Genomic DNA, 13,071 nt, shown 5'->3' on the forward strand with positions numbered 1-13,071 from the left:
CAGATGATTTTTAATGTGATTTAAAATGAAAAAGCACTTTCAAAAAACAGTGATGTATGCAATGATTCTGAGTTTATTGGTAAACAAAATCGATGCTCAGAATACCAATGATACAGTGAATGTCCAAAAACCTGTGCAGGACAGTATGATCGCGACAGAAATTCAAAAAAGCGGACTGAATTATAAAAGTCTTATCATTCCTGCCACATTCATGGCCTACGGAGTAGCAGGTCTTTCCATAAAGAATCTGAAACAGCTTAATGTATCTACAAAAGTTGAAATCAGCGAGCACCAGCCCGCACAGATACAACTGGATAATTATACCCAATATGCTCCGGCAGTAATGGTATATGGACTTAATGCAATAGGAATAAAAGGGAAACATAACCTGAGGGACCGCACCATCATTTACGCTTCCTCACAACTGATTGCGGCTGCTTTTACCATACCTTTAAAATATCTGGTAAAAGAGGAAAGGCCGGACGGATCCAATACGTTATCTTTTCCTTCAGGTCATTCAGCCACAGCATTTTCTTCGGCACAATTCATGTTCAGGGAATATAAAGACACCAATTTCTGGCTCAGTATCTCAGGATATCCGTTTGCTATTTTCACCGGAGTATACAGAATGCTGAATGATAAGCACTGGCTAGGAGACGTTGTGGCAGGAGCCGGATTTGGAATTCTTTCTACAGAACTGGCCTATTGGCTGTTTCCAAAAATTAACAATATATTGCGGGGAAAAAATAAAGTCAAAAATTCATTTTCATCTACGATGGTAATGCCTTTCTACCAAAATAAAATTGTAGGAATAGGATTGGTAAAAACTTTTTGATATTAATTTCCTCATTATTAAAAGCACGATTCAGTAATCTGGATGGTGCTTTTTCTCTATACAACCTTTGCTTTACGGATAATCTTTGCCAGCAAATTCGGAAAGAATCTCTTAAGATAGACAGCCATTACTTCTTTACCGCCTATTGCTTTTTGTTTTTTCTGTTTTTCAATCGCAGAAAGCATTTTTTTTGCGAAAATATCCACAGGCATTCCATTCTTTGTAGCCTCGTCCATTGTACCTTGTGTCGAACCATCTCCGGTGACTGCATTAATAGAAATGTCAGTCTGTATAAAACCCGGACATATTATTGTAATACAAATATTCTGATTGAATAATTCTGCCCGCAACGCGTCAAAAAAGCCATGTAAAGCATGCTTTGCTCCGGCATACCCGCTTCGCATTGGCGCTCCAAAAATTCCCATAAGGCTTGACACAACAGCAATCTGTCCTTTTTTATTTTCAATCATGTAGGGTACAACTGCTTTAGTGAGCGCTACTGTTCCTATATAATCAATATCGATCAGCTGTTTATCAACCTCAATATCAGTTTCCATGGCTAATGATCGTTGTGACAGTCCGGCATTGTTAATCAGAATATCAATCCTTCCAAACTGTTCTGATGCTTTTTTTGCAATAGCAGGCATGTCTTTATAATTTTTAAGATCTAAAGAAATTACAGCATATCGATCGTTATGTAAACCGGCATTTTCAGCCACGGAATGGAGCTGTTCTTCTTTTCTGGAAGAAAGAATAATTTTTGCATTGCTGTTTCTGGCCAGGTTTTTTACCAAAGCCTCTCCGATACCAGATGATGCACCTGTGATCCAAATGATTTTATGATCGAAATAACTGCCCATATTCATTACTATTATCACATTTTAAAGCTTGGCGATATACTTTCCGGCTTTCATTCCTGAAAAGATACAGCCTCCTAAAAATGTTCCTTCCAGAGCTCTGTATCCATGCATTCCGCCTCCGCCAAAACCCGCCGCTTCTCCTGCAGCGTACAGTCCTTCAATAATGCTGTCATCCTCTCTCAGGACCTGACCATTCAGATTTGTTTTTATTCCACCCAACGTTTTCCGTGTTAAAATATTAAGGCGTACAGCAATCAAAGGTCCGTTTTCCGGATCTAAAATTTTGTGGGGAGTCGCAACACGTCCAAGTTTATCTCCTAAATAATTTCGGGTATTCCGGATGTAATTAACCTGAGTGTCTTTTGAAAATTTATTGTTGAGTTCCCGGTCGCGGGCTTCAATCTGGGATTTTATTTTATCATATTTCAGGAGATTATTTCCGGCCAGTTCATTCATCCTTTTAACAAGATCTTCCAGATTATCCGATACAATAAAGTCTTTTCCATGTTCTTTAAAAGCTTCTACTGGTCCCGGTGCTTTTTTACCAAAAATCCTTTTCAGAAAAAGAGCATAATCTTTATTGGTGATATCCGGATTCTGCTCTGAACCCGAGAGCGCAAATTCTTTTTTAATAATTTTCTGGGTAAGAATAAACCACGAATAAGAATATCCGGTTTCCTGAATGTACTGTAAAGTCCCCAATGTATCAAATCCTGGAAGAAAAGGAGCGGGTAGACGTTTTCCTTTAGCATCAAACCATAGTGATGAAGGACCAGGCAATATCCTTATTCCATGGTTTGGCCAAATGGGATTCCAGTTTTGTAACCCTTCCGTATAGTGCCACATTCTGTCCGGGTTGATGATATGAGCTCCGGAATTTTCTGCAATGCCAATCATTTTACCATCCACATAAGCTGGAACTCCACACACCATATTTTCAGGCGCTTTTCCCAGTCTTTCCGGCCAGTTTTTCCTTACCAGCTCGTGATTGGCACCAATTCCTCCTGAAGCGATGATGATATTCGGAGCTGTATACTCAAATGCAGCGATGATATTCCTGTTCGTTGCAGCACCTCTTTCCTTATTATCATTTTCCAGAATATCGCCTTTAAGACCTTTAATTTTACCGTTTTCTTCTATCAATCCGGTTACCCGATGTCTGAATTTCATCTGAAGCAGTCCTTTTTCCTGAGCTTTATAAGCTTTTTCTACAAAAGGTTTTACCACACCTGTACCTGTTCCCCAGCTCACATGAAAGCGGGGTACGGAGTTTCCATGGCCCGTTGCCGAACCATCGCCACGCTCTGCCCAGCCCACCATAAACATCAGCCTGATTCCCAGTTTGGAAATATAATCGTACTTTTCTCCGGCAGCAAATTTCAGGTAAGCTTCTGCCCATTGGCGGGGCCAATAATCTTCCGGACGATCAAAGCCAGCAGTACCTTTCCAATCCTGAAGGGCCAGTTCATAAGAATCTTTGATTCCCATTCTTCTTTGCTGAGGAGAATTAATCAGAAATAATCCTCCAAATGACCAGAATGCCTGTCCGCCAATATTCTGTTCCGTTTCCTGATCCAGAAGCAATACTTTTTTTCCGGCATTGGTAATTTCCATTGCTGCGGTAAGTCCTGCCAGTCCGGTTCCGATAATAATTGCATCAGGCTGGAATCTTTCTTCCATTGTTACGAGTGTTTTGATTTAGATAAATGTATAAAATTATTCGTAATCAGATTTAAAATTAAAAATTTAAATCAGTCTTGCTATGATCAATTCAACCCTGAACTCTAAACTTTTCAACTGATCTATGTAAAAACAGCAACAGGAAAGAAGACCTCTGAAATTACACTAAACAAGGAGGATGGAACTTCATTTATTAATAAAAACTTAATACAGAATTAAAACAGGGCATTTTTCCGGTTATAATATAAAAGAGTGGTAAGCTATTTTACCACTCTTTTTAGTTGAAAAAGATAGAAGCATTTGTGTTTTAGAATCTTATTATAATCATCCAAAACTATCTTACAAAGACAGATTAATGATTATGAGGGAATCCATTATTATGTCTGATCTGAATGTAAATATACTAAATTGCATTTATTAAATCACTAAATATTGAAATATTAAAAAGATTTAATATTCCATTACAATTCCTTTCGCAATGTATACTGGAAAAAAACTTTCATCCCTTTTTTAAAGTAGTTGATATACAGAATAGTATGTATCTGTTTTTGCTCTTTAATTTTGTTTCTATGAAAAAGAGTTTTTATCTTCGTTTGGCACTTTCAGTGATATTACTGATGCATAGTGTGATTTCTATTTTCAGTGGGGATGTGAATGATTTTGGCCATTTCTATCTGGACAGATTAGGTTTCAGCCCTGTAGGAATTTATATTGCATGGGCGATAAAACTGACTCATCTTTTTTCGGTGCCGTTAATCTGGATTGACAGGTGTATTCAACCTGTAGCTGTTTGTAATATCCTCATTTTTATTTTCGGGATTTATTATGTTCATTGGCAAAATGGGTGGTTTGTAGTAGGTGGCGGAACGAATGGTATTGAATTCAGTGTTTTGCTGATCTTCAGCTTTTTCAATCTTATGTATCCCGAGATTTCTTTACGTTTTACGAATAAAAATAAGAGTTAGGCTCTTCAAAGATCTTCATGATGCATTATGATTCAAAAGGAGGTAATTTGTAGATCTTTAGCTTCCTTTGATAGACTTATATTTTTATATTTGAGTGAACAAATGGTACTTTGTACTTTTAAATCATCATAAGCTTGAGATCAGATCTTCAATCTAAATGGCGGATTCATTTGCTTTTTTGGATCTTGTATTATATTCTGGAAGTTTACCTGGACTTTTACTGGTCCAGGTATCAGTTTCCCGATTTCAGATGGCAAATGAGACTTCAGAATTCCCTTGTGCTGGAGCTTGGTTATTTTTTGGTTAAAATTCCGTTAGCATATTCCTTGCTGTACCTATATGAAAAGGTTGATCTTAAACTTGTTTTTAAATATATACTCTATATTTTCATTGTAATAACAGCTGTTTTGGGTCACCGTTTTTTAACGCATTACTTCCTATATCCTTATATCTACGGTGTTACTGAAACATTGGACGGAAAGCAGGCTTCGGGATTTATCAATGGTTATGTGGCATTCAATTCTTTTATGGATCTTATTTTTATGGTAGGTCTTATTTTCGGAATTGAAATTACCCGGCAAAAGAATGTACTCAAAGAACAGATCTCTCAGCTGAAATCAGAAAAACTAGACCAGGAACTTACTATGCTGAAAGCCCAGATCAATCCGCATTTTCTTTTCAATACCCTTAATAATATCTATGGAATGGCGCTGAAAAAAGCAGATGAAACTCCGGATGTTATTCTGCAGCTATCCAAAATCATGCGGTATAATATTTATGAAGCTGCGGAAAAAAATATTTCCATAGCCAAGGATCTTGAAAATATTAAAGACTTCATAGAAATTCAGAAAATCCGGCATCGTCAGCTTACTGTAAGTTTTATGGAGGAAATTGATCATCCTTCACAGGAAATTTCACCTCTGGTATTGATACAGTTTGTAGAAAATGCTTTTAAGCATGGTGTTTCCGAAAGCCTGGGAAAAGCATTCATTACGATAGATATCCGATTAAAAAATGGAATTCTTACCTATTTTATAGAAAACTCCAAACAGGAAAACTCTCATGAAAATTCCACAAAAATAGGCCTGAAAAACATCCGAAGACAGCTGGAACTGCTTTATCCCAACCATACGCTTCGTGTAGAAGATGAGAAAAACCGCTATACTGTAACTTTAACCATTGATTTTCATGATACCATCAGTCACTAAAAAATACAACTGCATTATTGTAGAAGATGAACCTATTGCCACAGAAATACTGGAAAGTTTTATCTCCAGAGATCAGGACCTGAATCTTGTAGGAAAATGTGCAGATGCAGTATATGCCAGCAGTCTGTTAAGTATTTATGATGTAGATTTAATGTTTCTTGATCTACATCTTCCGGTAGTAAAGGGTTTTGATTTTCTCAGAAATGTAAAAAATCCTCCCTTCGTTATTGTCACAACAGCTTATCATCAGTATGCTGTAGAAGGCTATGAGCTTGATATTGCAGACTATCTGATGAAACCTATTCCGTATGATCGCTTTCTGGCTGCTATTGATAAATTCAAGCATTTAATGGAAGCAGAAGATGCTTTACTCGAAGTCTCTGAGCGTGATTTTATTTTTATGAACAGTGGTAAAAAGAAAGTTAAAATTATTCTCCACGATATTTTTTATATCGAAAGTTTAAGAGAATACATTCATATTCATACAAAAACGGAGACTTTTACTTTTAAAATGCCCATCAGCAAAATAGAAGAGATTCTTAATCCCAAAATGTTTGTCCGTATTCATAAATCGTATATTATATCGAAACAAAAAATTGAAATCAAGTCTGCCAATGCTATTCATATCAATGGAAAAAGACTTCCCGTGGGGAGAACTTATAAAACACTGATAGAGCTTTAGGTATGCTCATTTTAATTTAATATCACTATTATTTTTCTCCTATTAATTATTAAGCCTGTATTTGCGGTATAACCTGTTTTCAAAAGAAGTTGATAGATTGGGATTGCCCATTTATAGATATTCTTTTCCGGTTCATATTCATTTGTACATCTTTGAAACTGTAAATAATAAATATTTGAATTATGAAAGTAATCGGAATTTCGAAACTAAGGAGCAGGTTCTTTTTAATGCTGGCTCTGGGAAGTATTTTCTTCAGTTGTAAAAACAGTGATGATGATGATTCGGCACCCAATTCACATGGCATTGAAGTAGCAACAGGAGTATTCAAAGGGACTATGAAAATTCAGGGGCAAGATTATTATAATGCAATAGTTAATGTGTCAAAGACAGATGATGCCCATGTTAAAGTGCAGCCAAAATCAGGTGAGGCTTATTCAGTAGCAACCTCTAAAACCATCAATGTTACCAATACTGCAGGAATAAGTGTTTCAGGCAATGACAGCCAGGGAAGTGTTAACTACATGATTTCATCAAAATCACTTCAGATAAGTACTCAGAAAACCTCTGAAAATGAGGTGGCTTTTTATTTTGAAGGAGAGAAACAATAATACAATAGAATGTGGTTGGTTTATTATTCGAATGTTGAATAATGTTTTGGCTTATGACTGATCGTGGTCTTAAGCCAATTTCTTTTAAAATAATTTAAGGCCAACGATCCCTACGACAATCAATAATGCTGACAATAATCTTAAAGTACTGGCAGAATCCTGGAAAAAGAGAACTCCCACCAATAGCGTTCCTACAGCACCAATTCCCGTCCATACTGCATAGGCAGTTCCGATAGGAATGCTTTTCTGAGCAAACCAGAGCAAACCACCGCTGACAGTCATACACAGAATTGAAAAAATGATCCAGTTCCATTTATTATTTTCCGGCTGTTGAGAAAGTTTAAGCCCTAAAGGCCATCCGATTTCAAAAATTCCTGCGATAATTAATGCCATCCAGTTCATACTATTTGTTTTAATGATATTCCGAATGAAAATCTATTAAAGAAAATTCATTGCTACTACAGTACAAAGCTACCGTTATCCATTTACAATCAATACTATAAACTTTGTGACCCGACAAAAAACAGAGATAGAATGTATTTTAGAGAAGATGAAACGTTTTACGTTTTCAATAGAATAGTATCATATGGAAGAGCATATTCTACTTATTGGGCTTGCTCACATATTTATTTCCTTTCACAAAAAAGCGCCAGGGCAAAAGCGCATCTTCTTGTGCATAGGCAACACCTATGCGCGGACCTGCAATAATTTCATCCGGAGCATATGAAATACCATGATCTTCAAGCCAGATTTCATGTCCGTTCAGATCTTTTTTGTTAAAGGAACGATCTATTCCTAAGGCTTTGGCAGCTGATCCGGGACCTGCTGAAATAGCAGGTTTGGAAACAGGCATATTTCTCCGCTGTTCCATGATTTCTTTACCAATCAAAGGTTCAACAGCTCTCACCAGTACTGCATGAGGCTCATCTTCCACGGATGTTACGATATTGAAAAGATGATGAATTCCATAGCATAGATAAACGTAAGAAATTCCGCCATGACTGTACAGCGTTTCAGTACGGTCTGTACGTCTGCCTCCGTAGGCGTGGGAAGCTTTATCATTAATTCCAAAATAGGCTTCGGTTTCTACAATGATTCCTGCTGTTTTTTCACCATTGATTTCTGTAAAAAGGACTTTTCCCAAAAGGTCCCGAGCCAGAAAAAGAACGTCCTGATTGGAATAGTAGGAGAGTGGTAGTTTCATGAATGATTCGGAAATTATTCACTCAAATTTAGTGATAATCATCTAAAAACAGAAATACATGAAAGTGAAATTAAAAAAGGTACCACAAAAATTCAGATTTCATAAAACAGTGATTAATTTGGCACATCCATTGTTGTTTTTTGTGTACATCATTCACACCACTATAAAAATTATAGGTTTTGACACTTATTTTTCCCTGGAGCAATCCGGGGAATTTTTGTTGCTGCTGAAAACGATTTCTAATTATTAAAAATTAAAAAGTCCCACATTTCTGTGAGACTTTCATTATTTATCTTGCTCCCGGAGGGCAGTGTTCTCTTAGATACCTGGTAAACATAGTGATCAGATGCAGCGATGTTCCTTCTCCTTCATTAATAGCGTGGGTACGGTTAGGATAAGACATCAGCTGAAACTGTTTGTTGTATTTTACCAGTTCATTGATGTAAACTTCTGTATTCTGATAATGTACATTGTCATCACCTGTTCCGTGAACCAACAGAAGGTTCCCTTTTAAGTTTTTAGCGTAAGCCAATGGTGAGCCCTTAACAAAATCTTCTCTGTTTTCCTGCGGAAGTCCCATATAACGCTCCTGATAGATATTGTCATAGAATAACTGATTGGTCACCGGAGCAATAGCAATACCTGTCTGGTAAATATCAGGATACTGCCCCAAAAGGTTCAGGGTAGAAGAACCTCCACCGCTCCAGCCCCATACGGCAACTCTTGAAGTATCAATATAAGGCCATTTTGCAAATAAAGCTTTCGCTCCCATTGCCTGGTCACGGATATTCATCTGGCCAATTTTACGATACACAGATTTTCTCCACTCGCGTCCTCTCGGGGATGGGGTTCCACGATTTTCAAGAGAAACATATAAATAACCGTCTTCAACCATATCTCCGGCATATAACCAATTCCAGCCGGTATAAAAATCGTCCGTTACCGTTTGCATAGCAGGCTCTCCATAGACTGTGAAGACAATTGGATATTTTTTATTGGGATCAAAATTTTTAGGTTTTACTACCCATCCATCCAGTGTAATCCCGTCTTGTGTGGTAATCTGGAAAAATTCAGCTTTAGATTTTGCAGGATCTGCTTTTTCTGACCTACTGGCAGCAACCAATTCTTTGTGCTCCGGAAGTGACACCACAGAACCTACTGAGAGTGAATTGACACTGGTATTAGTAAAAATCGCAATTTTTCCATTAGGTGAAATCGTATAAGTATTAGAGCCTGTATAGGATTCAGGAGTCACTTTTTGAGCTTTTCCTCCTTTCATGCTTACTTTATACAGGTATTTCTGAGTAGCATTGTTGGGGGATGCTAAAAAGTAAATCTGATTATTCTTAACATCAAAGAATTCCGGTTTTATTACATCGTAAGCATCTTTTGTAATCAATGTTTCCTTGCCGCTCATATCTATTTTATAAATATGTCTCCATCCGTCTTTTTCAGAAAGCCAAAGGAATTCTTTTCCGTTATCAATCCAGTCCCAGCCTTTTGGATCGTTGTCATTCCATCGGGATTTGATATCAATCCATGCAGCATCAGTTTCTGTGTGAATCGTCTTGCTGCTTCCGGAATTGGCGTCTGCCACGATGATTTTACTCTGATTCTGCTTTCTGTTAAGTTGCTGCAGAATAACGGATTTAGAATCCAGTACCCATTCCATTCTCGGAATATAATTTTGCATTTCATCACCTGCAATATCTGCTTTCTTAGAAGATTTAGAGGCAAGGTCATAAAACCAGATACTGCATCCTGAAGGGTTTTCTCCCACCTTTGGATATTCTACCGGAACGGTAAAAGAATACAGACTGTCTGTATTGTTAATCATCAGAAAGTTTTTCGTACCCCGTGCATCAAGCTTCCAGTAAGCAATTTTACTACCGTCGGGAGACCATCGGAAACCATCCTGAGTTCCGAATTCCTCTTCATATACCCAGTCAAAAGTACCGTTGATCATTCCGTCTGTACCATCTGTAGTGATTTTAGTCTGCTGATTACCGGCAAGATCTTCAATATACAGGTTATGCTTAGACACATAAGCGACTTTTTTTCCATCCGGAGAATATTTTGCAAACATCAGTGAGGAAGCGGGCAACCCTTTTCCCAGTTGGGTAAGCTTTTTAGTATTTTTATCAAAAATCCAGTAATCTCCCCGGGTATTGTCTCTCCATACTTTCTTTGTATTGGCAAAAAGCAATAAACTTTTATCATCAGGAGATACCTGAAAACTCTGTACCTGCAAAGCTTCAGAACTTCCGGCTGGAATCAGCTCGTTACTGCTTAAAAGGAGCTGATCTTTTCCAGGATGCAGTATATCAACAATTTCAACCCCTTTTTTAGTAAATGAATAATAAGCGTTCCCATCTGGAGTCCATTGTGTCTTCTGTGCTGCCCATGGTGACAAGCACAGGAAATACAATGCAATAGCTGTTAGTTTTTTTATATTCTTCATAAATTATATTTGAATTAAGCTCAATGTTCAGCTCTGTAATTTTCAATTTCTTCAACGGTTTTGATCAATCCATTCCCCAGAAGTCTGTATCCATCATCTGTAATCAGGAAATCATCTTCCACACGGATTCCTCCAAAATTCCGGTATTCATTTACTGTATCATAATTAATAAAGTCTGCATTCTTGTTTTCAGCCTGCCACATGTCAATCAGCTCCGGAATCATATAGATACCAGGTTCAACTGTAACTACAAAACCGGATTCCAAAGCTTTTCCCAAACGTAAAGATTTCAATCCGAATGTTCGCGTATCTTTTGGTTCTTCCTCGGTATAGCCAATATACTGTTCTCCAAGGTCTTCCATATCATGTACATCCAATCCCATCATATGCCCCAGCCCGCACTGAAAGAACAGTGTATGAGCATGGTTCTTTACAGCATCTTCGGGATTTCCTTTCATCAGTCCAAGATCGATAAGTCCTTCTACCAGATGTTGTGCAGCTTTCAGGTGAATATCTTTAAAACGTATTCCCGGTTTCAAAAGCTTTTGAGCTTGATTAAAAGCATTCAGAACTACCTCGTACATTTCCTTTTGCTTTGTGGTAAAAGTTTTGCCTACCGGAAATGTTCTGGTAAGGTCTCCCGCATATCCCATTGCCGTTTCCGCTCCGGAATCATTCAGGAAAAGATCTCCTTCTTTCAAAGTATTGAGACGGTAGTGATTATGCAGAATTCCTCCATTAATCGTCACAATGGGAGGATATGACATCTGACATTCTTTATTGGCAGCCAGATATTGGATGGCATTGGCAATTTCATATTCTTTCATTCCCGGTTTCGCGAGGCGCATCGCCAGCAGGTGCATTTCATTGGAGACATTCACAGCCTGTTCTATCTGTGCAATTTCCTGAGCTTCTTTAACAGAACGTTGTTTAACAATAGCCTTGATCATTTCTACGGATGGCTGCAGCGCTGCAATTTTAATTCCGAGAAGATCACCCAGCAAAATTTTATTGGAAGACTGATAGGGAGGAAGGTAATGAACCTTTCTGCCGGAAGTCTGTGCTTTTACAATATATTGTGCAAGTTCTGCGTAGGGCAGTGTTTCCTGTACACCGGATTTCAGACTTTTCTCTTTCAAAGTTTCCTGTCTTCCCATCCATACAATATCATCGATGCTCAATTCATCTCCGAAAATAATGGTCTTATTTTCATCAATATCAATAATGGCTGCAATACGGGGTTCCTGAATTCCGAAATAATATAGGAAAGTACTGTCCTGGCGGAAATAATAAGGATTATGTTCAAAGTTTACAGGATTCTCTATATTTCCCAGAAATAATAAGATTCCGTTAGACACGGTTCTCTGTAATACTGATCTTCTGTTTTGATAAGTTTGTGCTGAAAACATATATTATGAATACTTTTTATTATAAAAGTTTAAAGTTACGATTTTGTACTATTTATAGCCCTTTATTCATTAAAATTATGAATATGTAAAATTTGGATTTTAATGTGATATTGAATGTTCATATTTTGCTTATCTTCAGCAATATTTTAACCAAGCGAATAGAGTATTTCATTAAAGCATTGATGTTATGAAGAGTCTCCAGTTTTCTGTTCCTGCTGATGCCAACAAAAGTATCCGCATCCAGGAAGATATAATGCCTAATTTCTACCCTTATTTCCATCGCCACACCGAAACTCAGATCATGTGGATTCTTAAAGGACACGGGACACTGGCTATAGAACAAAATCTCTTTAATTTTGAGGCTGGTGATATATTCTATCTCGGAGCCAATCAATCCCATGTTTTCAGAGGTAATTTTGATAAAGATGAAAAACAAAAAGTTCATTCCATCTCTATATTTTTTGATCCGTATAAAAAGATCGCTGCCTTTTTCGACTTACCGGAATTTGAAGAACTTAAAAATTTCATCAATCATTCAGAGGTAGGTTTCCAGGTGGCTCCTAAATTAAAAACAAATATCGGGGAAAATATTGCGGCTTTACAAAAAACAAAAGGAGTAGAGCAGATCATAGATTTTATCAGAATTCTAAATCATCTTATGCACAACAGGCATTTGCATATTCCCTTATCTTCAGAAAAGAAACTACCTGATCATATTTCCGATACTGACAAAAGGATTATAGATGCCCAGAATTTTATTAAGAAAAATTTTGCCCAACATAAACTTACGCTCGATCTTATTGCCAAAGAAGCCTGTATGACGCCTCAGGCATTTTGCCGGTCATTTAAAAAGCGTACCCGTATTACTTATATTGAATATCTCAATGAGCTTCGTGTACAGCGGGCCTGCAGACTTCTGACAGCCAGCAGTATGTACAGTATTTCTTCTGTTGCCTTTAATAGTGGATTTAATAGTCTCACCAATTTTAACAGGGTTTTCAAATCCATTATGAAATATTCTCCTAAAGAATATCTGAAACACTACAAAGAGGCTACCATACAGCAATAAAAAACAACATGTTAAAATACGGTTAGAATACATTAAAATATTAACATTTATCGTTTTAAAATTCACCTAGTTTTGAATAAATATTATTTG

The 13,071-nt window shown here is 37.2% G+C and carries 12 protein-coding genes; 6 read left to right on the forward strand and 6 right to left on the reverse strand.

The genetic code is table 11. The features are described 5' to 3' along the window. Positions 1 to 25 precede the first annotated feature (25 nt). On the forward strand, positions 26 to 835 hold the full coding sequence (locus FB551_RS06330; protein WP_142016100.1) for a phosphatase PAP2 family protein: 810 nt from the start codon (positions 26 to 28) through the stop codon (positions 833 to 835). 56 nt (positions 836 to 891) lie between these two features. Here the strand turns inward: FB551_RS06330 and FB551_RS06335 are convergent, their stop codons facing one another. Then, the gene (locus FB551_RS06335) at positions 892 to 1,695 is read right to left on the reverse strand and encodes an SDR family oxidoreductase (protein ID WP_142018078.1); all 804 of its coding nucleotides are present in this window, start codon (positions 1,693 to 1,695) and stop codon (positions 892 to 894) included. 21 nt (positions 1,696 to 1,716) lie between these two features. Next, entirely contained in the window at positions 1,717 to 3,375 is a 1,659-nt protein-coding gene (locus tag FB551_RS06340) for an FAD-binding dehydrogenase (protein ID WP_142016102.1), read from the reverse strand. Between the two features lie 569 nt (positions 3,376 to 3,944). On the opposite strand from FB551_RS06340, the gene FB551_RS06345 reads away from it, so the two are divergent. From FB551_RS06345 to FB551_RS06360, 4 genes are all read left to right on the forward strand, one after another. Then, positions 3,945 to 4,340, forward strand: a complete 396-nt coding sequence (locus FB551_RS06345) for a DoxX family protein (protein WP_142016104.1) — start codon at positions 3,945 to 3,947, stop codon at positions 4,338 to 4,340. A gap of 170 nt (positions 4,341 to 4,510) precedes the next feature. Continuing rightward, positions 4,511 to 5,548, forward strand: a complete 1,038-nt coding sequence (locus tag FB551_RS06350) for a sensor histidine kinase (RefSeq protein WP_226798631.1) — start codon at positions 4,511 to 4,513, stop codon at positions 5,546 to 5,548. Next, positions 5,529 to 6,230 carry a LytR/AlgR family response regulator transcription factor gene (locus FB551_RS06355; RefSeq protein ID WP_185150206.1) on the forward strand — a complete coding sequence of 234 codons (702 nt, stop codon included), beginning with the start codon at positions 5,529 to 5,531 and terminating at the stop codon, positions 6,228 to 6,230. Before FB551_RS06350 ends, FB551_RS06355 begins: the two co-directional genes overlap by 20 nt. Positions 6,231 to 6,412: 182 nt before the next feature. Continuing rightward, positions 6,413 to 6,838 carry a hypothetical protein gene (locus FB551_RS06360; protein WP_047430382.1) on the forward strand — a complete coding sequence of 142 codons (426 nt, stop codon included), beginning with the start codon at positions 6,413 to 6,415 and terminating at the stop codon, positions 6,836 to 6,838. Between the two features lie 84 nt (positions 6,839 to 6,922). On the opposite strand, the gene FB551_RS06365 is transcribed toward FB551_RS06360, so the two are convergent. The 4 genes from FB551_RS06365 to FB551_RS06380 all read right to left on the reverse strand — a co-directional run bounded on the left by FB551_RS06365 (position 6,923) and on the right by FB551_RS06380 (position 11,912). Beyond that, positions 6,923 to 7,240 carry a DMT family transporter gene (locus FB551_RS06365; RefSeq protein WP_047430380.1) on the reverse strand — a complete coding sequence of 106 codons (318 nt, stop codon included), beginning with the start codon at positions 7,238 to 7,240 and terminating at the stop codon, positions 6,923 to 6,925. Between the two features lie 199 nt (positions 7,241 to 7,439). Continuing rightward, entirely contained in the window at positions 7,440 to 8,042 is a 603-nt protein-coding gene (locus FB551_RS06370) for a DNA-3-methyladenine glycosylase (protein ID WP_142016110.1), read from the reverse strand. A 289-nt stretch (positions 8,043 to 8,331) separates the two neighbouring features. Further along, complete coding sequence (locus tag FB551_RS06375; protein ID WP_142016112.1) at positions 8,332 to 10,503, reverse strand: S9 family peptidase; 2,172 nt, start codon at positions 10,501 to 10,503, stop codon at positions 8,332 to 8,334. Positions 10,504 to 10,523: 20 nt separating this feature from the next. Next, the gene (locus tag FB551_RS06380; protein ID WP_142016115.1) at positions 10,524 to 11,912 is read right to left on the reverse strand and encodes an aminopeptidase P family protein; all 1,389 of its coding nucleotides are present in this window, start codon (positions 11,910 to 11,912) and stop codon (positions 10,524 to 10,526) included. A 187-nt stretch (positions 11,913 to 12,099) separates the two neighbouring features. On the opposite strand from FB551_RS06380, the gene FB551_RS06385 reads away from it, so the two are divergent. Next, positions 12,100 to 12,981, forward strand: coding sequence for a helix-turn-helix domain-containing protein (locus tag FB551_RS06385; protein ID WP_142016118.1), 882 nt, complete (start codon positions 12,100 to 12,102; stop codon positions 12,979 to 12,981). Positions 12,982 to 13,071 lie beyond the last annotated feature (90 nt).

Origin of the sequence: Chryseobacterium aquifrigidense (genome assembly GCF_006716485.1) — a bacterium.
Lineage (GTDB): Bacteria > Bacteroidota > Bacteroidia > Flavobacteriales > Weeksellaceae > Chryseobacterium > Chryseobacterium vietnamense.

Excerpts from the sequence above, each read along its gene's own strand:
- FB551_RS06330 (WP_142016100.1), top strand. The coding sequence starts at position 26 with ATGAAAAAGCACTTTCAAAAAACAGTGATGTATGCAATGATTCTGAGT.
- FB551_RS06335 (WP_142018078.1), bottom strand. The coding sequence starts at position 1,695 with ATGGGCAGTTATTTCGATCATAAAATCATTTGGATCACAGGTGCATCA.
- FB551_RS06340 (WP_142016102.1), bottom strand. The coding sequence starts at position 3,375 with ATGGAAGAAAGATTCCAGCCTGATGCAATTATTATCGGAACCGGACTG.
- FB551_RS06345 (WP_142016104.1), top strand. The coding sequence starts at position 3,945 with ATGAAAAAGAGTTTTTATCTTCGTTTGGCACTTTCAGTGATATTACTG.
- FB551_RS06355 (WP_185150206.1), top strand. The coding sequence starts at position 5,529 with ATGATACCATCAGTCACTAAAAAATACAACTGCATTATTGTAGAAGAT.
- FB551_RS06360 (WP_047430382.1), top strand. The coding sequence starts at position 6,413 with ATGAAAGTAATCGGAATTTCGAAACTAAGGAGCAGGTTCTTTTTAATG.
- FB551_RS06365 (WP_047430380.1), bottom strand. The coding sequence starts at position 7,240 with ATGAACTGGATGGCATTAATTATCGCAGGAATTTTTGAAATCGGATGG.
- FB551_RS06370 (WP_142016110.1), bottom strand. The coding sequence starts at position 8,042 with ATGAAACTACCACTCTCCTACTATTCCAATCAGGACGTTCTTTTTCTG.
- FB551_RS06375 (WP_142016112.1), bottom strand. The coding sequence starts at position 10,503 with ATGAAGAATATAAAAAAACTAACAGCTATTGCATTGTATTTCCTGTGC.
- FB551_RS06380 (WP_142016115.1), bottom strand. The coding sequence starts at position 11,912 with ATGTTTTCAGCACAAACTTATCAAAACAGAAGATCAGTATTACAGAGA.
- FB551_RS06385 (WP_142016118.1), top strand. The coding sequence starts at position 12,100 with ATGAAGAGTCTCCAGTTTTCTGTTCCTGCTGATGCCAACAAAAGTATC.